General features: G+C 69.1%; 18 protein-coding genes. 6 read left to right on the top strand and 12 right to left on the bottom strand.

Going from position 1 to position 20,560, the window contains the following annotated elements; genetic code table 11:
* Positions 1–63: 63 nt before the first annotated feature.
* Complete coding sequence (locus tag Verru16B_RS08080) at positions 64–1,200, bottom strand: NAD(P)/FAD-dependent oxidoreductase (RefSeq protein ID WP_069961804.1); 1,137 nt, start codon at positions 1,198–1,200, stop codon at positions 64–66.
* Positions 1,201–1,291: 91 nt separating this feature from the next.
* Here Verru16B_RS08080 and Verru16B_RS08075 point away from each other — a divergent pair, with 91 nt between their 5' ends.
* Positions 1,292–2,161: a class I SAM-dependent methyltransferase gene (locus Verru16B_RS08075; RefSeq protein ID WP_069961803.1), complete on the top strand. Its 870-nt coding sequence runs from the start codon at positions 1,292–1,294 to the stop codon at positions 2,159–2,161.
* Between the two features lie 109 nt (positions 2,162–2,270).
* Here Verru16B_RS08075 and Verru16B_RS08070 read toward each other — a convergent pair whose 3' ends face one another.
* From Verru16B_RS08070 to Verru16B_RS08060, 3 genes are all read right to left on the bottom strand, one after another.
* Positions 2,271–3,044, bottom strand: a complete 774-nt coding sequence (locus Verru16B_RS08070) for a TrmH family RNA methyltransferase (RefSeq protein WP_069961802.1) — start codon at positions 3,042–3,044, stop codon at positions 2,271–2,273.
* Between the two features lie 56 nt (positions 3,045–3,100).
* Entirely contained in the window at positions 3,101–5,179 is a 2,079-nt protein-coding gene (locus Verru16B_RS08065) for a recombinase (protein WP_069961801.1), read from the bottom strand.
* Positions 5,180–5,441: 262 nt separating this feature from the next.
* On the bottom strand, positions 5,442–6,437 hold the full coding sequence (locus Verru16B_RS08060) for an SAM-dependent methyltransferase (RefSeq protein WP_069961800.1): 996 nt from the start codon (positions 6,435–6,437) through the stop codon (positions 5,442–5,444).
* 76 nt (positions 6,438–6,513) lie between these two features.
* On the opposite strand from Verru16B_RS08060, the gene Verru16B_RS08055 reads away from it, so the two are divergent.
* The 3 genes from Verru16B_RS08055 to Verru16B_RS08045 all read left to right on the top strand — a co-directional run bounded on the left by Verru16B_RS08055 (position 6,514) and on the right by Verru16B_RS08045 (position 9,724).
* On the top strand, positions 6,514–7,098 hold the full coding sequence (locus Verru16B_RS08055) for a cupin domain-containing protein (protein WP_069961799.1): 585 nt from the start codon (positions 6,514–6,516) through the stop codon (positions 7,096–7,098).
* Positions 7,099–7,191: 93 nt separating this feature from the next.
* Positions 7,192–8,253, top strand: coding sequence for a 3-deoxy-7-phosphoheptulonate synthase (locus tag Verru16B_RS08050; protein WP_069961798.1), 1,062 nt, complete (start codon positions 7,192–7,194; stop codon positions 8,251–8,253).
* Positions 8,254–8,356: 103 nt separating this feature from the next.
* The gene (locus Verru16B_RS08045; RefSeq protein WP_069961797.1) at positions 8,357–9,724 is read left to right on the top strand and encodes a DUF1343 domain-containing protein; all 1,368 of its coding nucleotides are present in this window, start codon (positions 8,357–8,359) and stop codon (positions 9,722–9,724) included.
* Positions 9,725–9,772: 48 nt separating this feature from the next.
* Here Verru16B_RS08045 and msrB read toward each other — a convergent pair whose 3' ends face one another.
* From msrB to Verru16B_RS08030, 3 genes are read right to left on the bottom strand one after another with little or no spacing between them, the layout of a single operon-like run.
* Complete coding sequence (gene msrB / locus Verru16B_RS08040; protein WP_218918824.1) at positions 9,773–10,375, bottom strand: peptide-methionine (R)-S-oxide reductase MsrB; 603 nt, start codon at positions 10,373–10,375, stop codon at positions 9,773–9,775.
* 29 nt (positions 10,376–10,404) lie between these two features.
* The gene (gene xseA, locus Verru16B_RS08035) at positions 10,405–11,685 is read right to left on the bottom strand and encodes an exodeoxyribonuclease VII large subunit (RefSeq protein WP_069961796.1); all 1,281 of its coding nucleotides are present in this window, start codon (positions 11,683–11,685) and stop codon (positions 10,405–10,407) included.
* Positions 11,682–12,365 carry a TVP38/TMEM64 family protein gene (locus Verru16B_RS08030; RefSeq protein WP_069961795.1) on the bottom strand — a complete coding sequence of 228 codons (684 nt, stop codon included), beginning with the start codon at positions 12,363–12,365 and terminating at the stop codon, positions 11,682–11,684. The genes xseA and Verru16B_RS08030 overlap by 4 nt, the downstream gene beginning before the upstream one ends.
* Before the next feature lie 181 nt (positions 12,366–12,546).
* On the opposite strand from Verru16B_RS08030, the gene Verru16B_RS08025 reads away from it, so the two are divergent.
* The gene (locus tag Verru16B_RS08025) at positions 12,547–14,904 is read left to right on the top strand and encodes an O-antigen ligase family protein (protein ID WP_069961794.1); all 2,358 of its coding nucleotides are present in this window, start codon (positions 12,547–12,549) and stop codon (positions 14,902–14,904) included.
* Complete coding sequence (locus Verru16B_RS08020) at positions 14,901–16,310, top strand: sugar transferase (protein ID WP_069961793.1); 1,410 nt, start codon at positions 14,901–14,903, stop codon at positions 16,308–16,310. Before Verru16B_RS08025 ends, Verru16B_RS08020 begins: the two co-directional genes overlap by 4 nt.
* 39 nt (positions 16,311–16,349) lie before the next feature.
* Here Verru16B_RS08020 and Verru16B_RS08015 read toward each other — a convergent pair whose 3' ends face one another.
* From Verru16B_RS08015 to Verru16B_RS07995, 5 genes are read right to left on the bottom strand one after another with little or no spacing between them, the layout of a single operon-like run.
* Positions 16,350–17,258: a glycosyltransferase family 2 protein gene (locus tag Verru16B_RS08015; RefSeq protein WP_069961792.1), complete on the bottom strand. Its 909-nt coding sequence runs from the start codon at positions 17,256–17,258 to the stop codon at positions 16,350–16,352.
* Complete coding sequence (locus Verru16B_RS08010; protein ID WP_069961791.1) at positions 17,255–18,160, bottom strand: glycosyltransferase family 2 protein; 906 nt, start codon at positions 18,158–18,160, stop codon at positions 17,255–17,257. Before Verru16B_RS08010 ends, Verru16B_RS08015 begins: the two co-directional genes overlap by 4 nt.
* Complete coding sequence (locus Verru16B_RS08005) at positions 18,157–18,993, bottom strand: glycosyltransferase family 2 protein (protein WP_069961790.1); 837 nt, start codon at positions 18,991–18,993, stop codon at positions 18,157–18,159. The genes Verru16B_RS08010 and Verru16B_RS08005 overlap by 4 nt, the downstream gene beginning before the upstream one ends.
* 2 nt (positions 18,994–18,995) lie before the next feature.
* Complete coding sequence (locus Verru16B_RS08000) at positions 18,996–19,727, bottom strand: glycosyltransferase family 2 protein (protein ID WP_069961789.1); 732 nt, start codon at positions 19,725–19,727, stop codon at positions 18,996–18,998.
* Complete coding sequence (locus Verru16B_RS07995; RefSeq protein WP_218918823.1) at positions 19,724–20,500, bottom strand: 6-hydroxymethylpterin diphosphokinase MptE-like protein; 777 nt, start codon at positions 20,498–20,500, stop codon at positions 19,724–19,726. The genes Verru16B_RS08000 and Verru16B_RS07995 overlap by 4 nt, the downstream gene beginning before the upstream one ends.
* Between the last annotated feature and the right edge of the window lie 60 nt (positions 20,501–20,560).

The following is a 20,560-nucleotide window of genomic DNA, read 5'->3' as shown; positions in this document are numbered from 1 at the left end:
GCAGAGTGCTGACGGTCCGGCCGCCGGTTGTCAAATCTCTAGGGCGGAGCTGCCCCGTCCCGCCTACCGCCGGCCGGCATGCGCCCGTGCCCCCGCCAGCGCGGCCGCCCATTCCGAACCTTGCCCACAGACCAGCCGCGCCGCCGCGCGGGCGCCCAGCACCCCCGCGATGTTGCCCGTGCCGTTGTAGCCGCCCACGGCCCAGGTCTTCGGCCGTACCTCCTCCAGGATCGGCAGGCCGTCCGGTGTGTAACCCACGGACGCCGCCCAGCGGTGCGTGACCGGCGCACGCACCTTGAGGTGCTGGCGCAGGAATTTCTCAAGCAAGCCCTGGACCCGCTCTGTCGGGGCGTCGTCCCCTGTCCATTCCTCGTCCCCGGCCTGGTCGCGGAACCCGCCCAGCGCAATGCTTCGGTCTGGCAGCTGCTGCCAATATTCATAGCCCTGGCGATAATAGACCGGCCGGGAAAATTGTACCTCCGGCGCGGGGGCCGTCGCCAGCATCTGCAGCCGCGCGGTGCGCACCCGCCCGGCCAATTCAGGCAAGATCCGCTCCAGCCGGCCGTCGACGGCCACGATCACGCTGTCGCAATGCACCGTGCCTTGGTCCGTCACGACCGCCCCCGCCACCAGCTTGCGGGCGGGCGAATTTTCGTAGAGCCGGGTCTCCCGCTGGCGCAACCGCTGCGCCACCGCCCGCACGCGGTGCAGGGGCTGCGTCACCCCGTCCTCCGGCAGCAGCAGACCCTCGCCCTCGGGTCCGGTGTAAGCGGCGGCGGGAAAACCACAGTAGCGGAGCGCGGCCAGGTGCTGCGCACAGTCGGCCAGTTCCGCCGCATCCGCCGCGATGCGCAGCGCGCCCGACTGGCGCACGATCGCCGGCATGTCCTGGGCCTGCCGCGCGATCTCCCTCGCGGTCTGCCGGTAGATCGCCCCGGCGGCCGCCTCGCCGCATTGCACCACGGTCTCGTTGAAAAACTTCGCCAGACCCGCGAGCACAAAGCCGCCGTTGCGACCCGCCGCGCCCGCCCCGACGGCCTGCCCCTCCACCCCCACCACGGCGACGCCCTGGTCCACGAGCTCCTCGATCGCGGCCAGACCCGACGCACCCAACCCGACCACACACACATCCGCCCGTACCGGCCCGACGAGCGTCGGCAGGGGCCGCCAGTCGCGATCATCCCAGATCGGGGTGTTCATGGCCCCATCCTTGCCGGGCGCCGCGCGGATGCAAGGTTGCCCGCGATTGACGCCCGCCCGCCCGCCCGCCTTGATGCGCCGGTCCCCTCGCATGAAAACCCTCTACGATTTTTCCCGCCTGGCCGTCGACCGCGCCCTCGCCCCGCGCGACGGCATGCTGGCCAAGGAGGCGGACGCCACCCTGACCGAGCAATATTTCGACCTCGGCCGCCGCGCGCTCGAACTGATCCATTTTTCCTCCGAGCTCTGCGACAAGCCGCACTATCCCAATATCCTCGACCTGCCCTGCGGCCACGGCCGCGTCTTGCGCTGGCTGCGCGCCCATTACCCGTACGCCGATATCACGGCCTGTGACCTTGACCGCGATGGCGTGGATTTTTGCGCCAACCAGTTCGGGGCGAAGCCGGTTTATTCCCTGCCCGACCTGCACCAGCTGCCCTTCCAGTCCCAGTTTGACCTGATCTGGGTCGGCTCGCTGGTGACCCACCTGCGCCGCGACCGGTGGCTCGCCACCCTCGACTGCCTCGTGAAGTGGACCAAGGAGTGCGGCGTGATCGTCTTCACCACCCAGGGTCGCACCGTCTCCAGCCTGCTCGCCCGCGGCCGGCGCAACGTCGCCGAGAACATCGACAAGCCCGCCCTGCTGGAGGAGTACGCCCGCACCGGTTTCGCCTACCAGCGCTATTTCGAAAGCAACGCCGAGGAGGACTACGGCCTGGCCCTCACCTCGCCCGAGTGGGTGATGCGCACCCTCCAGCGGTATCCCGACATCATCATGCGCGCCTACCTCGAGGAAGCCTGGGGCATGCAGGATGTGGTCATCCTCTACAAGAAGGCCGGGCACTTTGAACCCATCCTCGGCGTGCCGGAGATCAACGTGCAGCCGGAAATCGTCAAACCCCGCTCGGCCGGGGTGCTGGATCGCTGGCGGAAATTGCTGGGCGGGACCGAGGGGAAGTAGTTGGTGGTCGGTGGCTGGTAATTTGGACTGAATCACCAGCACCTCGCTGGCTCCGCCGCGCCCGGCGTGACCGGATGCTTTGCGGCCCACGCCTAAATACCAACTAGAACTACTTGGTCGCCATGGCCCCGACAAACTCCCAGCACAGCACCGCCGCGGCCGCCGAGACATTGAGCGACTCGACCGTATCGGCTCCCGGAATCTTCACCAGGCGGTCGCACTGCGTCGCCACGTTGGGGGCGATGCCCTTCTCCTCGTTGCCGAGGATGATCGCGGGCGGACGCGGCAGCCCGCGCTCCTTGACCTGCGCGGGCGACAGCTGGTTGCCGGTCAGGCTCGTCCCGAGGAGGAAATGCGTCCGCTTCAGCTCCGCGCAGAATTCCGGCAGCGCCGGCACGCGGTAGAAATCGACAAACTCCATGCCGCCTTCCGCGACCCGGTGGGCGGCCTCGCCCGGCAGGGCCTGCGCCGGGTGGTCCGGCACGATCACCGCCCGCACGCCGAAGAACGCCGCTGTGCGCACGATGGCGCCGACGTTGTTCGCGTTGCTCACGCGGTCGAGCAGCAGTAGCGGGGCCTTCGTCCGGGCCCAGTCCGCCAGCACTTCGCGGGTGACCTTCTTGAGCGGGCGCTCGCCAATGACCGCAACGATGCCGCCGTGGTGCACGGTGCCGGCGACTTTCTCCAGCTCGGCTGGCTCCACCTGTCGGTAGACCTTCTTGTGCTGCGCCAGCAGGCGGCAGAGATCCCCCGCGCGCTTCCCCGTGGGGGCGTCAAAAAACAACCGTCGCACCTCCGCCGGGTGGCGGGCAAACAGCGTCGAGACCGCCTGCCAGCCGCAGATGTTGATTTCCTTTTGCTTGGGGACGAAGGGAGTTTTCATGAACCGGCCGGCAGCGTGGGGGGCCGCCGGGCGCGGTTCAAGGGAATCCCCGCCCCTCACACCAGCTCGCAGGCCCCGCCGGCGCAGGCGGCCACCTGCTTCAACTCGGTGATGTCCTCCGATTCCTCGAGGGTCGTGAAATCCACCGGCACATAGCCGAGCGAATTCCATTTCTCGATGTCGGCATGCGTCGCCAGCCCCTCGCGCGGGGCCTGCTGGTAGACCTTGTCGCCGCAGTCCTGCAGCAGCGCGACCCCGGTGAAACTGTGCCGGTGCGTCCAGATGTACTCCGCCACGGCGGCCCACTCGTCGGGTTTCACCGAGACCGTGCAGGACACGTTGTGATGCAGGCCCGGCGAATGTTCCTCGTGCCGGCGCCCCGCCTGCACCCAGTTTTCCTGCACGAGCCGGATGTAGTGCAGGTGCTTGGTGGCCGACAGCTCGTCGCGGTACACGCCAAAGACCGGGCCCTCGACGGGGAACGTAATCACCTCGGTGCGGCCGTTCACATCATACACGCTCGGCTCGACCATGTGCGGGTTCGCCCGGCGGAAATGCCGGTAGACCGGATCGTAGACATTGGCCTGCACGCGCCGGAAATACCGCCGGGCATGGTGCGGGTGCAGCCCGCTGCTGGTCCCGAGGAGGAGGCTCGCCGTGCCCTCCGGCTTCACGCAGGTCGTGCGCGCCGCGGGCCGGATGCCCAGCACGCGGGCGAAGAGCGCGTTGATCCCCTTCACCACCGCCGCCCCGTCCTGCAGCACCGCGGGATCCAGCAGCAACTCGGGCCGGTCCAGAATGCCGCAAAGCGAGACTCCCAGCAGCGCCTCCCGCTCCGTGATCACCTGCGAGACCGGGGACAGGTACCGGAAATCCGTGTAGCCCGCCTGCAGCGTGCCGATGAGCGCAGCCAGCGCACACAAGCGGTGAAACGCCGGCCGGCTGTCCGCCGCCGCGGCCGAGACTGTCGCCAGGTTGCAGAACTGCACGCCCGTGAGCACCTCGCCCTCCTGCAGCGGACCCGTGTGGCCGAGCTCGCGCAACCGCGCGATGGCGGCGGCATCGAGCTTCAGGCGCGGATGCAGGCCGATCTCCACACAGGGATTTGCGCCATAGTCGGGATCCTCCACAAAGTAGAAGCCCGGCTCCCCGAACTGCTTCTGCGCCTCGAAGAGCGACATGAACTGCTCGCGGGTCGCCGTCCGGCGGATGATCACGGCGGAATTGTTGCTCGCCACGCGTTGCGGGTGGTCGGCGAACCAGTTGCCAGTCTTGGCCGCGGCCATGTCGGCGTCATCCACCGAGAATAGGCAGATCGTCGCCGAGCGGCGCACGCCGCCCGAGAGCACGGCCTTGGCGGCCCAGCACAGGATGTCGTAGGCCTCGACGGTCTTGAGCCGCCGCCCCGCCGCGCGGCGCAGGATGCGCTCGATGCGCGTCAGCGTGTGAAAGAGCGGCTCGGGACCCGGCGCCTTGCCGCCGGTCGTGCGCAGCGGCGCGCCCTCCGGGCGGATGCGCGAGTAATCGAAATCCACGGCGTGCCCCGCCACGGCGTTGGTCATGAGGACATGCAGCGCGTCCGCCCAGCCCTCGATCGTATCCGCGACCACGTGCCGCACCGGGACGTTGCCCTCGCGCCGCGGCGCCAGCGCCGGCAGGCGGTCCACATGGCGCAACTGCACCGAAAAACCCACGCCACAGCCGCACAGCAAGAGGTAGAACGCCTCGCGGAAGGCCTCGATCCGGTCGAGGTAGGTGAAGGCGCAGTTGTAGATGCGCGCGTGCTTGCTGAGGATGGCCTCGCCGCCGAACTGCAGGGAGCGCATCGACGGCAGGACCTCGCGCGCCTGCACCGCGGCGAAGGCCGCACGGATCGCCTCATGCAGGGTGCCCAGCCCGCCGAGTGCGGCCACCTGCCCCGGCTCGACCTCGCCCGCCGCCACCGCGCCGGCGATGGCGGAGGCCAGCGGCCGGTCCGGATAATGCGCGAGGTGCATGTCACGCACGCGCCGCACGGCCTCGGACCAGGTTTCGCGGCGGCGTTTCTCGGGCAGGTAACGGGCGTAGCGGGAGATGGCGATGAAGTCTTGCAGGCCGTTGGCGGCATGCACTTTGGGATGCAGGGATGGGGACATGGCGGTGGGTGGCAGCGAGGCACGAAACGGCGCCGCCTTTTCCGGCGGCGCGGGTGCGCAGTGCCCCCACTACAAGTTCCTCGCGCCGCCACCGTCAAACGCACCGGCGGATCCCCGCCGACTTATGACCCCGACTCATGTCCGTGCCCGCGCCGTTCAATCGATGCGCAACAAAATATGCGGGGCTTCTGCCGACGGGCGCCGGCCCGGACCCACGGGTTGTGGGCCCCGGACGGCCCGGCCACCACCGGTGGGGTCCACCTCAGCCCCGCTCGCCGACCACGGTGAATTCCTCGCGGTCATGATAAAGGTGTCTGATGTGCAGGTTGACCCCGTGGCGCGCCAGCGCCGAGTCCGCCGCGCGGATCTCCCGCAGCAGCGCCAGGGCGTCCACATGGCCGAATTTCAGGTTGATCACGAACCGCCGGCACCACCCGTGCTGCAGCCAGGGCGCCACGATGTTTTGCATCACATGGTGCGGTTCTTCGACGAGATCGCAGAACAGCCAGTCATAGCCGCCGCCTTCCGGGGGCGTGAACTTGAACGCGTCCTCCAGCCGGTGCTCGATCAACGGATGGTTCAGCGCCCCGCCCTTCAACGGGCCGTTGTCCACCGCGATGACGCGCGCGCCCCGCTTCGCCGCGCTGTAGCTCCAGCCCCCCGGTGCCGCCCCCAGGTCCACCACCGTCTCGCCAGGCTGCGGCTCGCGCCCGAGCACGATATAGGCTTCCTCGACCTTCAGGTAGGACCGCGAGGGCGCCGCGTCGTCGTCCGCCATGCGCCGCTGCCCCCCGAGCCAGGCCTCGCGCGCCGCGAAGACCCGGCCAAAATCCGCGAAGAACACGAACAGCCCGCGCGTCTTCCCGGCCCCGCGCGGCAGGTCCGGCACCGCGAGCTTGGCGATCCGGTTGAGTTTCTTGCGCAGCAGCTCGCCAAACGCCTTCTCCACGCCACTCGCGCGCCGGCCCAGCCCGACGACCTCCGGCACGGTCGCGAACACACACGGCCACGCCGCGTCGATGCGCTCACCCCGCAGGCTCTCCAGGAAAAAATCCGCGAGCCGTTGGGCCAGCGCGTTGACCGACTCGCCCGTAAATTCCTGCGGCGCCATCAGGGTCACCTGCGGAAAGGCCAGGTCGGCGACGACGCCTTCCGCGGCCAGCGCCCAGCCCGGGCCCTTCTCGCTCACGGCCAGGCCCGCCGCCGCGAGCTCGCGCTCAAGGAGGGCTTCATAACCGTGCTGGCAGAGGGTCACCATGCGCCCGAACGTGCCCGGACCAAGCCCGGGGTCGACAACAATTCCCCCTCGGCCCAGGCTGCCGGGACACCTCGCGATGAAAATCCTGCTGCTCTTCCTCGTTGGCGCCCTGCTTCTCCGGGCCGCGCCGCCCACCCCGGCCGATCCCCGCGCCCGGGAACTCATCTCCACCTTGCAACTGGACTACCTGCCCGGCGAATCGGGCTACTTCGGCCTGCTTGGCCGCTCCGCCCAGACCGTGGAGCAGGCCGGCCGGCAGCTCGCCGCCCAGAGCCGCATCCATTACCTGCTCACGGCGGAAGCCCCGGTCAACTACCTGCACTGGCTGGCCTCGGACGACACCCACATCCTGCTCGAGGGTGGGCCGGTCGATTACTTCATCTTCCACCCCGGGGGCACGGTGGACCGGGTCACGCTCGGCCCGGATGTCGCCGCCGGCCAACAACGGGTGGTCGCCATTCCCGGCGGGTGCTGGAAGGCGCTGCGCCTGCATCCCGGCGCTGGCTACGTCCTGTTGGTCAACGTGCTCTCCCCCGAGTGGACCCCGGACCGCGTGAAGATCGGCGCGGGCGAGGAGTTCCTCCAGCAGTACACCGACCGTGCCCCTTGGGCCACCGCCGCCACCCTGCGCGAGCTGATCGGCCCGAACTTCCGTCCGTGACCGTCCTACCGGTGGAACCCGCGCGGAGCGCGGGCTTCACCTGAAATTCCCGCGTGCCTTTTCCCGGTCACTCCGCTTTCCTGCCCGACCGTCATGCGCCAGCCCATTTCCGATCTCCGCATCCGCACCACCCGGCCCCTCCTCTCGCCGGCCATCCTTGAGGAGGATCTGCCGCTCAGCGAGGCGGGTGCCGCCGCGGTGCATGACGCCCGCCGCGCCGTCAGCGCGATTCTGCAGGGTCGCGACGACCGGCTCGTGGCCATCGTGGGCCCGTGCTCCATCCACGACCCCGCCGCCGCCCTGGACTACGCGCGGAAACTGAAACCCGTGGCCGACCGGCTGAGCCGCGACCTGCTCGTCGTCATGCGGGTGTATTTCGAGAAACCCCGCACCACCGTCGGCTGGAAGGGCCTGATCAACGACCCGCACCTCGACGGCACCTTTCAGGTCAATGCCGGGCTGCGCCTCGCCCGGCAGCTGATGCTGGACGTGAATGCCGCCGGGCTTCCCATCGGCACCGAGTTCCTCGACACCACGCTCGGCCAGTACTACGCCGACCTCGTCGCCTGGGGCGCCATCGGCGCGCGCACCACCGAGAGCCAGATCCACCGCGAGCTCGCCTCCGGCCTCTCCATGCCCGTCGGTTTCAAGAATCGCACGGACGGCGACCTGCAGGTGGCGGTCGACGCCATCGTGTCCGCCCGGCACGCCCACTGTTTCCCATCCCTCACTCGCGAGGGAGCCCCCGCCATTCTGGCCACCACCGGCAACCCCGACTGCCACCTGGTGCTGCGCGGCGGCACCCACAGCGGGCCGAATTTCTCCGCGCCGCACATCCGTCAGGCCGTAGATCTCCTCGGCAAGGCCGAGGCCCGGCCCGTCGTCCTCGTGGACTGCAGCCACGGCAACAGCGGCAAGAAACACGACCACCAGCCCGCCGTCGCCGCCGATGTCGCCGCGCAGGTCGCCGGCGGCTCGCGCGCCATCATGGGCGTGATGCTCGAAAGTGCCCTCGTCGGCGGCGCCCAGAAGTACGTGCCCGGCCAGCCCCTCGTGCCCGGCCAGAGCATCACCGACGCCTGCCTGTCGTTCGACGCCACCGTGCCGGTGCTCGAGCAACTCGCCGCCGCCGTGGCCACCCGGCGCGCCAAGTAGGGCCGGTCTCCGCCCGGCCCAGGTCGCACAAAGACTGGCCGGACCCGCGCCGTCACGCGAATCTCCTCGCCAAGCCGCGCCGGCGTTTTCAGAAATTCGAGCAATGACCCGCCGGTCAATCGCGCTTTCGTCCCTTGTCTCCGCCCTGGCCGCCCTGGCCCTGCTGGCCGGCTGCGCGTCCGACGCCAAGAAACCCGAGCCGAAGAAACCCGCGGCCCCGGTCGCCCGCCCTGAACCGGCGCCCACCCCGGCCCCTCCCCCGGAAAAGCTGCCCCGCGTCATGCTCGGCATCGACGTCCTCGAGGCCGAGGGCTTCAAGGCCATCGCGGGGAAGCGCCTCGGCCTCCTCACCCACCGCGCCGGGGTCAACCGCCGCGGCGAGAGCACCATCAACGTCCTGCGCCGCGCGCCCCAATCGAAGCTCGTCTGCCTCTTCGCGCCGGAAAACGGGCTCGATGGCACGACGAAATCCGCCACGCGCTTTGACGACGCGATCCACGCGCCCACCGGCCTCCCCATCTACTCCCTCTACGGCAAAAACAAGCGCCCGACCAAGGAACAGCTCAAGGACCTCCATGCGGTGGTCATCGACCTGCAGGACATCGGGGTGCGCTCCTACACCTTCATCAGCTGGATGCGCTACACGATGGAGGCCTGCTTCGAGAACGGCGTGGAGGTCATCATCCTCGACCGGCCCAACCCGCTCGGCGGCCTCAAGGTCGACGGCCCGCCGCTCGACGCCGAGTGGATGAGCGATGTCGGCGCCTTCCGCGTACCCTACGTGCACGGCCTGACCATGGGCGAACTCGCCACCATGGCCCAGCAGGCGCCGCGCGTGCTGCACGTGAAGGACAGCGTTCGCGCCAAGGGCAAACTGACCGTGGTGCCCATGCGCGGCTGGCACCGGGCCATGCGCTGGCCCGAGACCGAGCTGACCTGGGTCCAGACTTCGCCGATGATCACCAGCTATGACGCCGTCATCGGTTATGCGATGATCGGCCTCGGCTGCGAGCAGACCGCGTGGCGCCAGGTCGCGCTCCCGGCGGGCTACCGCGCCGATTATCCGACCCGGGGAATCAGCCACCCCAAGAAGACCCCCGAGGAGATCATCGCGGCCCTCGAGGCGTTCCAAATTCCCGGCATCCGCCTCGTGAAGCGCGAAACCCGCAACGCCGAGGGCAAACCGCTCGCCGGGGTCTTCGTCGAGGTCGTCGACTGGACCGCCTGGCGGCCGACCGAGTTGTCCTTCTACATGCACAAGCAGGCCGAGAAATGGTCGCCGCTGAAGGTCTTCGCCTCCCTCACCGGCGCCCAGCAGCGCACCTTCCAGATCCACGTCGGTTCCACCGCGTGGTACGAGGCCCTGAGCAAGGAAGGCATGCGGGTCGACGTGGCGGCCTTCGTGAAAAACTGGTCCGAGCGCGCCGCCGTCTACCAGCTGCACAGCAAAAAATACTGGCTCTACGATTGAGCGGCGCGCGGTTGCCGGGCGGAATCCGCTCCCCCTGACAACGAGCCCTCAATTCGCCGCGCCACCCTGCGCGACCCACTTGTCATAGTCGGCCCGCAGTTTGAACTTCAGCGAGGCGGAATTGATGCAGTAGCGCAGGCCGGTCGGGCGCGGACCGTCTTCAAACACATGCCCGAGGTGGCTGCCGCACTTCACACAGTGGCTCTCGATCCGGATCATGCCGAAGCCCACGTCGCGCTCCTCGCCGAGGAACGCCTTTTCCAGGGGCTGCCAGAAGCTCGGCCAGCCCGTGCCGGAGTCGAACTTGTGGCGCGAGTCAAAGAGCGGCGTGTCGCAACCGACGCAGAAATAGACGCCGTCCGCCTTGGAATCCCAGTACTCGTTGCGAAAGGGCGGCTCGGTGCCCTGCTCGCGGGCCACGCGGTATTGCATCGCCGTCAGGCGGGCGCGCCATTGCGCCTCGGTGCGCTGCACCTTCGCCTTGCTCAGGTCGATGACGACATTCGACGGCAGGCCGCAGGCGGAAATTTCGCCGGGGGCGCACTCGAGGGCATCCTTGGCGGCGGGGGGAGTGGAGTTGGGTTTCATGGCGGCGGAAACAAACACCCCGGCCAGCAGGACGAGGAGAAAAAGGAGGGACCGGGTCTTCATACCGCGATGAGAGTAGCCAGAACCGGCCATTATTCCACCCGCACGCGCACTTTGCCGTCGAGGAACTCGTTCACGAGCGGCTGGCCGGGCGCCAGGCCCTGCGCCCGGGCCACCGGCCGGCCGGCCTCATCCCGCACGATGGCATAGCCGCGCTTGAGCACCGACTGCGGGCTGGCGGACTCGAGCCGCTTCCACAAGGCCAGCAGGCGGTGCGACTCGAGCTGCACGCGCTTCTCCGGCGAGGTCGCCGCCAGCCGCGACCGGGCCGCGGCCAGCGACTGCCGGCCCTCCTGCAACGAGGCCCGCAGCGCGGAACCCAGCCGGTTGCGCAGGTCGTCCAACCGGAGGTGGTTCTGCTCGATGGCCGCGGTCGGCGACAGCAGCCGCAGCCGGCTGTGTGCGTGGTCCAGCTGCTGCCGCGCCTGCGCGCAACGGGTGCGCGCCAACTCGTCCAGCCGCTCGCCCGCCCGGCTGAGTCGCTCCACGCAGTCGAGATACCGGCTGGAGATCAGCTCCGCCGCCCCGCTGGGTGTCTCCGCCCGCACGTCCGCGGCGAAATCGCTGAGCGTGTAATCGATCTCGTGGCCAACGGCCGAGATGACCGGCAGGCCGCAGGCCGCGATGGCCCGCACCAGCGGCTCTTCGTTGAAGGCCCAGAGATCCTCGATGCTGCCGCCGCCGCGCCCGATCACGAGGAGGTCAAAGATCCCCAGCGCCTCCGCCGTGCGCAGCATGGCGACCAGCTCGGCCGCCGCGCCCTCGCCCTGCACCTTCGCGGGCAGCACCACCAGCCGGCCGGTCCAGCCGCGGCGCTGCAGGATGCGGATGAAATCCTGCACGGCCGCGCCCGTCGGCGAGGTGATGAAGCCGACCGTGCGCGGGAGGAGCGGCAGCGGTTTTTTTCGCTCGGGGGCGAAAAGACCCTCGGCCGCGAGCCGCTGCTTGAGCTGTTCGAGTTCCTGCTGCAGCCGGCCGGCGCCATGCTCGATGAGCGCGCGGGTGATGAGCTGGTACTGCCCGCGCGCCTCATAGACATCCACCTGCCCGTAGGCCAGCACCTGCAGGCCGTCCCGCAACTTCACGCTCTGGCGCGTCGCGTCGCCGCGGAACAGCACGCACCCCAGCTGCGCGCCCGCATCCTTCAGGGAAAAATACACATGCCCGCTGGCCTGCACCCGCAGGTTCGACACCTCGCCCTGCACCCAGCAGGGCGGCAGGCCGCCCTTCAACAGCTCCTTCACCCGGCGGTTGAACTCCGTGACGGTCTGCACCCGCCCGCCTTCGTCCGGGGTGATGTCGTCCGGTCTCATGCGCCGCCGGCTTTCTTTTTCGCCCCGTAGTGCTTCCGCACGAGCTGCGTGGCGGCCATCAGCGCTAGGATCAAACTGAGCGAGATCAGGGCAACCTTGCCCTTGCCCGACAGCAATGCGTCACCAAACAGGATGAACGCCGTGTTCGCCGGCCATTGGATCAGGGAGGACACCAGGAGGTATTTGCCAAACGGCACCCGGGCGAGGCCGAGCAGATAATTCTGCACCGGAAACGGGACCCCGGGCGTCACGCGCAGCAGGATGATGAGGTCGGTGACATCCCCGGAGTCGACCTGCGGCAGCTTGTAGCCCAGCCGCACGAGCAGCGCCTCGAGCACCGGCCGGAGCAGCCGCGTGGCCAGGAAATAACTGAAGGCCATGCTGAAGGTGATGGCCGCGAGCGAGAGCGCGATCACCGCCGGCATGCCGATCTGCGGGGCAAAGACCGATCCCGCCGTGAGCGAGAAAAACGACATGGGCATGCCCGCCGCCGGCAGGAAGGCCATGGCCAGGAAAAACGGGACTGCGCCCGCCCCGCGGATCAGGGCCAGCACTTCCTGGATCCCGCCCTTGATATCATAACCGCGCGCCAGCAGGAGCAGGCCGGCTCCGCCCACGACTGCGACCACGGCCAGCTTGAGGAGCAGGGCCCGGTTGGGCTTGGGACGGGTTTCGACCATGCCTGCGACGATGCCGGTCCCGCTTCCCGGCCGTCAAGGGTGGACACCCAACCCAAGGTCAGCCCACGGGCAGATAAGCACTTGCACCGGGACCGGCCGAGCCGCGTTATGGTGACCGCAGCCTGCGCCTCCTGTGACCCAGCCCCTCACCTTGCCCCCTCGTACCTGGCCGGTATATTTGATGTCGCTGGCGGCGGTGGGCACGGTGGCGCTCACGCTGGTCCACCCCTCCTCGACGCGGCAGTTTAGCTGGCCTTGGATTCTGGTGCTGCAAGGCATCTGGCTGGCTCCGCTGGCGGCACTGGGCCTCGGTCTCGCCACGCAACCGAACTGGCGCCGGCCCGAGCGCGGGCTTTTGGCCGGGCTGATTCTGCTGGCGGTCACCGCCCTCGTCTCCGCCGGCCTTAGCCCCTACGCCGGTGCCAGCCTGCCCCGCGTCTGGCCCACTTTGGGTGGTGTGGCTGCCTATCTCTGGCTCCACCACTGGATCACCCAGGAAAACCAAACCAGCGGACGGACCGGCCTGATCACCCGTGCCCTCGCCGGCATCGGCGCGGTGCTCACCGGGGTCAGTCTCGTAGGTTGGATCGCGCGTCCCGGTGCCTTTTCCTGGTCGGTTCGGAATGATTTTCCTTTCGGCCACTCCATCCAGCTGGCGGGCGCGATGCTCCTGCTGCTGCCCTGGCTGCTGCACGCCGCGTGGGGCACGCGCGGCTGGCGGCGCGCGGGGTGGCTGGCCGCGGCCGCCACCGGCACCCTCGTGCTGCTCGTCACCAGCAGCCGCAGCGCGGCCCTGGCCGCCGGGATCGTGGCAGTGACGGGCACCGCTTGGGCGGTGCTGCGCGCCGGTTGGTCCCGCCGCCAGCAGGGACTGCTGGTGCTGGCCGCGCTCGCCGTGCTCCTCGTCACCGTGCTCGCCAACCCGCGTCTCCGCGAACTGGCGGTCCGCGGCACCTGGAGCGAAACCGCCCGCGAGAGCAACACCCAGCGATCCGCGATGCTGGAGGCCGGACGCCTGATGGGCGTCGATCGGCCGGTCACTGGCTGGGGACCCGGCACGGTGCCGCTGGTCTACCCCACTCTCCGTCACCGCCTGGCGGCAGGCGTGGACAATGTCCTCCAATTGCACAGCACTCCCGCCCAGCTCTGGGCGACACTCGGCCTGCCGGGGCTCACGGCCCTCGCCTTGCTCCTCTGGGCCGCCGCGCGTCGCGGGGCGCGCTTGTGGCGGCTGACCGTGCCGGACAGCCCGGCGCTCGCGGCCGCCGCCGCGCTCGCGGGTTACGGTCTCTTCGCCCTGACCGATCACCAATTGGATCTCCCCGCCTTGAACGCGCTGCTCGTGGTCAACGCCGCACTGCTGCTGGCGGGCGGTTCCGCCGGCTCATCGTCGCGCGGCGGGCCGACCTTCCGGTTGGTCGCCGCCGGGGCGGTCCTGCTGGCCGGAGTCATTCCGCTCTGGCCCACGCTGCGCGATCTGGCCGGGCGCTATCGCTACCACCAGACGCTGATCCTCCTCGCCAACGGCCGGCTGGCGCCCGCACTGGACCGCCTCGCTTCCGCAGCCCGGCTCGCCCCGCACGATCCTTACTACCGGCACCAAGCAGCCGGGCTCCTGCTGAGCCAACACGGGGCCACGCCCGGGGTGGCCGAGCGCGCCGTCCTGCTCGACCAGGCCGCCACCGAACTCACCGCCTCCCTCGCCGCCGGGATCTTCACCGAATACGCCCATTTCAATCTGGGTTGGATCGCCCTGGAACGCGCAGACGCGGCGGCCGCGAACCGCCATTTCCGCGCCACGCTGCAGGAATCCCCACATCGCCGCGGCGCCTACTTCGGCCTGGGCCTCGCCCTCCGCGCCGCCGGCCGCGAGGCGGACGCGATCCGGGCCTTCGCCCTGGAGTGGCTCAACGACCCGGCCGCCCTCACTGCCCCGCTCTGGGCCTGGCCTGCTTTCGCCCCGCTGCGCCCGCAGGTCGAGGCGGAGGCCAACCGGATGCTGGACGAGCTGGCGGCTGGGCAACCCGCCGCGCCCTACGTCCGCGACCTCTGGCGCTGGTGGCTGCACGGAGGACGGCCTCCGGCCGCGGGCTACAACCCGGAGACCGACCGCTTCGTCCGCACCCTCGCGGCCGTGCTCGACGGTTCTCCCTTGCCGGCCGCGGCCGCACCCGATCCATGGGATCGCCTGCTCCGGGCCTGGCACGCGCCCGAACCGGGCGCAGCCTTCCTGCCGTTCACGCCGCGCCAACCCGGTTTGGCCGCCGCTCTCGCCCGGCGGGCGGCCCGGCACCCACCGCCGGCCGTGCATGATTTCCTCACCTCCGGGATCGACGAGGAACCCGCCCTGCTGGCCACGGAGCGGGCGAACCGCCCCGGCTACGGCGTGCTCGCGCTGCATCCCGATGGCCCCATCCTCATCGACCTCTACGTGCGTCAGCAAAATCGCCTGGTTTCGGAATTTGCCTCCACCCTGTTTCCCCCCAAAGGCTGGATCCCGGCAGCGAACCTGCTCACCCGCCTGCCGCCCGCCCCATGACCACCTCCTCCACCCGGCTGCGCAAGGTGATCCTCCCCGTCGGCCTGCTCCTGGGCGACACCCTGGTGGCGTTCGCGAGCCTGGCCCTAGCCTACTGGCTGCGCTACGCCTCGCCCCTCGGCGCGCTCGGCCTCGACGTGCCCAATGCCTCCTTCGCCACCTACCTGCCTCTCCTGTTGCTCGGCGTGGGCTTCCTGATCGCGGCCTTTGCCTGGCTTAACCTCTACGAACCCCACCTGCTGCTCCGGAATTTCCAGGGCATCAGCCTCATTGTGAAGGGGGCGACTTTCTGGCTGCTCGCCTACCTCAGCGTCTCGCTGGTGTTGAAATTCGATCCCCCGATCTCCCGCCTCTTCGTCATCATCGGTTTCTTCTGCGTCATCCTGCTCATGGCGGCATGGCGCACGTTATTCTACCAGACCCTGGTCCGCTCGCCGTGGCGCGACCGCGTGCGCCAGCGCGTGGCCGTGCTGGGCTGGAACGACGAGGCTCGCGCCCTGGCCGATGAACTCGGCGGGCAGGACGCCCATCCCTACCGTTATTGCGGCGCCATCGCGCTGCCCGATGACCAGGCCACCCGGCCCATGCTGGGCGGCTTCGACGACCTCGAGGGCCATCTCCGCCGGCATGAGATCGATGTGCTGATCGCCGCCCGCAGCGATCTCCCGCGCGAGATCGTGGTCCGCGCCGTGGAGGCCTGCGAGCGGACCTACGTCGAGTGGAAGGTCATCCCCACCTCGTTCCAGATCCTGCTCAACGGCCTGCGGCTCCAGACCATCGGCCGGCTGCCCGTGCTGGGGGTCGGGACCCTCCCGATCAACCAGCTCTTCCACCGCGGGGCCAAGCGCGCCGCCGACCTGCTCGGCGCCACCGTGGGCCTGCTCGCCTCGGCGCCGGTGATCGCGCTGCTGGCGGTGTTGATCAAGCGCGAGTCGCCCGGCGGCCCGGTGTTCTTCGCCCAGCCGCGCGTCGGCGCCGGCCACCGTGTGTTCACGCTCTACAAGCTCCGCAGCATGTTACCCGATGCCGCGGCCTCCGACGGGGCGGCGGTCAGCACCCCGCGCCATGATCCCCGCCTGCTCCGCATCGGTGCGTGGATGCGCCGCTGGAACCTCGACGAGCTCCCGCAATACTGGAACGTCCTCTGCGGCGACATGAGCCTCGTCGGCCCGCGTCCCGAGCGCCCGCACCACGTCGCGCAGTTGTCCGCCGTGATTCCCCACTACCTGCCGCGCCACCTCGTGAAACCCGGCATGACCGGCTGGGCCCAGATCAACGGCCTGCGCGGCGAGAGCGACCTCGTCCGCCGCATCCAGTACGACATCTATTACATCGAGAACTGGTCCCCCTGGCTCGACCTGCAAATCCTCGCCCTGACTTTCGTTCGCTGGAAGAACCCCGAGTAGTCTTCTGTCTTTTGGAGGAGCGCGGGCCGAATCGTATGCCTACACCGGACGCACCGCCCGGTGGCCCCGCCGCCGTGCGCGCCAGAGTGCGAGCCGCTTCCAAAGGCCGAAGGCGGTGCGCCACTTCCCGCGCGCATAGGCCGAACGACCGAAATGCTTCAGGTAGACATCGCGGTTCGCATCGAAAATCGCCGCGGCCATGCGGTCGTAATCCTTCGCGACGCTCAGGCCCTTGAGGTGCGTGAGTGACACCCGCCCGTCGTACACGACTTGAAATCCGGCCCGGGCAACGCGGATGCACAGGTCCAGATCGTCGCCATACATGAAGAAACTCTCGTCAAAGACGGCACCGGACGGACCGGCCACGGCTGCCAGCACCTCGCGCCGGCCCAGCATGAACGCCCCGTTGATGGCGCCGACCGCATAGGTCCCGTCCACCGGCAGGTGCGTGAGGTTGTAGCCCGCGCACCAGGCCGTGCCTGGAAACGCCGCCGCCAGCCCGCTCGCCCGGCAAAATCCATCCCACAGCGTCGGGATGCTGCGCCGGCAGGCCGCATCCATCGTGCCGTCGGCCTGCACCAACCGCGGTGAGATCAACCCGAGCCGCGGCTCGCCTAGCACGCGACCGACACAGTGGACCAGCGCGGCCTCGTTGCTGATGGTGTCGGGATTGAGGAACAGCACGCACTCGCCGGTCGTGACGCGGAACCCGGCGTTGTTGGCGCGGCCAAATCCGAGGTTCGCGCCCGGTTCGAGGCAACGCACGCGCGGGAACGCGCCAGCGATCCACGCCGCGACCCCGTCGCCCGGCGAGTTGTTCACCACGCAAATCTCGACCGGCCGGCCGAGCAGCATCTGCGGCAGCGAGCCAAGGCAGGCCGGCAGTTCGTCGCGCGACTGATACGCGACGATGATGACCGAGAGGATCGGTGCGGACTCGGTGCTCATGCGATCGGTCCGCTTCTCCCCTGCAGGCCGTGCCACGTGCCCCGCAGGATCGCCTGCACCTTGGCGCCCCGCTGCGACTCGAAGCACAGCACGCGCGCGAGATTGTACCACGTGAAACAGAAATCAAAGACCGCCCAGTGCGGCACCGCGAGGGCATGCCGCCGCCACACGGCTACCCGGTTGCGCGCCATGTAATAGTGCCGGAACGCCGCATGGTTCATCGGGCGAAAATCACGCCCCAGCACCACCCGCGCCTGCCGCGCCCCCAGCCGGTGTTGCAGCACCGCGCCGCCCGCCACCGCCACCGTCCGCCCGGCCCGGATCACCCGCAGGCAGTAGTCGGTATCGATGTAGTCGATGAAAAATCCGTCGTCAAAGCGGCCCAGCTGGTCCCACGCCGCCAGGTCAAACAAGGATCCCGAGGTGACCGCCATGGTCACCTCCGGCAGGTCCGGCCCCGTGCACGCCACGCGCTGGAACAATCCCGGCAGCACCGGATGCCGCCTCACCCACCGGTAGTTCGCCGGCACCGAGCCTGCCTCGTGCACCCGCGGACAGATCACGGCCGCCGCGGGCTGCGCCTGCGCCGTTCGCCACAACGCCGCCACCATGCCCGGCTCGGGCCGGCTGTCCTGGTCAAACGTGAGCGCCCACGCCAGCCCCTGGGACCGCGCCCAAGCGAGTCCGCGGTTGAGGGCCGTCGCGACGCCGACATTGCCGTCCATCGGCAGCCACGTCACTCCCGGCAACGCCTCGAGCCGGTCGCGCAGATCGACCGGACAGCCGTTGTCCGCCACCACCACCCGCCCACACTCGCGGACGAGCGCGCGGAGGTTCTCCCCGACGTCGGGTTCGGGATGATAGAGCACGACCACCGCGCAAAGCTGATGATCGGGGTTCATGCGTTCGGACCCCACCTCGTAGTAAAGCGCCAGCGGGCCCAGCGGTGGCGCAACTCGCGACCGCGGTTGGCCACCCATCGCCAGCCCCGGTCCGGCGGCAGCAGGCCAGCGGCGCGCCATTCCTGCAGAAGCTGATCCCGGGCACGGTCGTGCTGCGTCTTGGCCGAATTGGCGGCCAACCCTCCGTCCTGACGGGGCCGCTGGTGATAATACGCCAGTGTCTCGGGCAAGACGGCCAAGGAAAAACGCTGCGCCGCCCGCACGTTGAATTCCCAATCCTCCAGCATGGTGAGATCCTCGCGGTATCCCCCCAGGGTCGTGAAAAAATCCCGCGGCCAGAGCACGGCGTTGTTTGTGAAAAGATTCGCCGCAGCCAGGCGGGACAGGGTGATCCCGTACAAACCGGGATTGAACGGCTCCTCCCCAAGGGGCTGGAACCGTCCCTCCACCTCGTGTTCATAACGGGCCTGGGTGCGGCAGCAAACCGCTGTCGTGGGTCCGGTGACAGCCGTGCGCATGCGGGCCAGAAATTCCGGATGCCAGGTATCGTCATCGTCCAAGAAAGCCAGCCAAGCGGTGCCGGCGTGCTGGATGCCGCGGTTCAGGGCTTTCGACCGGTTGGGCGATTCATCCGGCGGTCGCGTCACCCAGACGATGCCCGGGTCACCCACGTCCGGTGTCGGCCCGGCAGACGCATCATCCGAGATGATCACCTGCGCCGGCCGGCAGGTCTGGGCGCGGATCGACGCGAGCGCCCGGTCCAGGTAGCAGCGCGACCGACCCGAGGTCCGCACGATCACGGTGATGTCCGGCCGTTGCGCGCTCATGGCCATGCTCACAGGAAGCGATGGCGCAGCGCGCGCAGCCAGCCAACCATCAAGCCCCATCCGCCCCGCCCAATCGTGCGCCACACGGCGCCCTGATGCCGCCAGAGCACGTCACCGTTTTCCCGAAACACCAGGCCGGCATTTTCCGGCCGGCTGCTCAGCCCGCCGAGGTCGAAACGCGCCAGCGGCACCGCGATGACATCCGCCCGCGCGCCGGCTCCGAGCAACCGCTGCCAAAGATCAAAGTCCATGCACACCCGGTAACGCGGGGAAAACCCGCCGGCGCGCCGCAGCACCTCGCGCCGCACCAGGGTCGCCGGGTGCGGCGGCCAGGAATGCAACAGCGGCCATTGCTCGCGCAGCGGGGTCAGTTCCCGCGGAGCGGCATCGCCGTCACCCTGGATACTCCCGATCACCAGATCGGCGCGGGTTCGGGCCAGCAACGTCTCCAGCCACTCCGGCGCGAGATCCTCGTGGATCGCGTCGCCGCCATTGAGGAACCAAACCCACTCGCCCTGGGCTACCTGCAAGCCTTCGTTGAAAGCGGACGCGATCCCGTCGCCGGTCTGGCGGAGTGCGCACACGCCCTCCGGCCAGGCCGCCGGCTCCGCCCCGGCGAAGACCACGATCTGCTGGACGCCCGGCCGCTGCCGCCAACCGGCGGTGCTCGCCAGGGTCCGCGCGAGCGCCGCGGGGTCGTCCTTGGTGATCGTGACGAGACTGAGCGTGGGCAGACTCATGAACCGTCGCCGGTGTCCCCGCGCACAAAGTTTTCGAGCCTGCACCGGGGGAGCAGTTCCAGCGCCCCGCCTTCCGTGCAGTTCCACAGTTTGCGTCCCAACCGACCATACAGCGTGGCGGCCTGGGAATAATAATACTCGCTGGCCGCCAAGTCGGGCAGATTCCATTTCTGCCCGCCGGAGAAATAGCGGGGGTCAAAGTGGCTCCGGTCGGCCCCGTCGGCCCGTACCTCGGCATTGGCCGGTCCCTTGGTGGCGAAGTTGTGATCGCAGCCGATGAGCGCGACCGAGTCGAACCCGAGATGCAGCGCCAGTTGCATAGCCACGCAGGTGACGGTGTAGCCCTGATTCAGGCTGACCGACACATCCGCCACGACCCGCGCTTCCAAGGAACTGTGGACAAAGGTGACATTCGGTCGCGCCGGGATCAGGTACCGGGCCTGGCTGTCGAGAAAGAGCGGCAGCTCGGTGCCGGCATAAAACGCCGCGTTCTGCGTGATCACATGAGGATTGACCGACACCACGCAGGAAGGACGAAAGTCGCTTTGCTCGAAGAGGAGGTTGATCTTGTTCAGACCGAAGGTGTACACCCCGGCGAGGAGCGAGAGATCCGATTTCAACAGGCTGGGTCCGTTGCAAACGATCACGGCTTTCCTGCCGCTTTGGGTGTTTTTCAGGGCCCGCAGGCGGGAGCGCGACCGCCACGACTCCCGGCTCAGGTCCCAGCGCAACCGGTCCTTCGCCACCGCCCAGGCAAAACGGTAGGGATTCATGGTCGCAGGCGGGGTGACCATACCCTCTGGAGACTCGGGATTCATGCGTGCAGTGGCTGG

Source organism: Lacunisphaera limnophila (assembly GCF_001746835.1).
GTDB classification, from domain to species: domain Bacteria; phylum Verrucomicrobiota; class Verrucomicrobiia; order Opitutales; family Opitutaceae; genus Lacunisphaera; species Lacunisphaera limnophila.
This window is presented reverse-complemented; position numbering and strand designations above follow the sequence as displayed.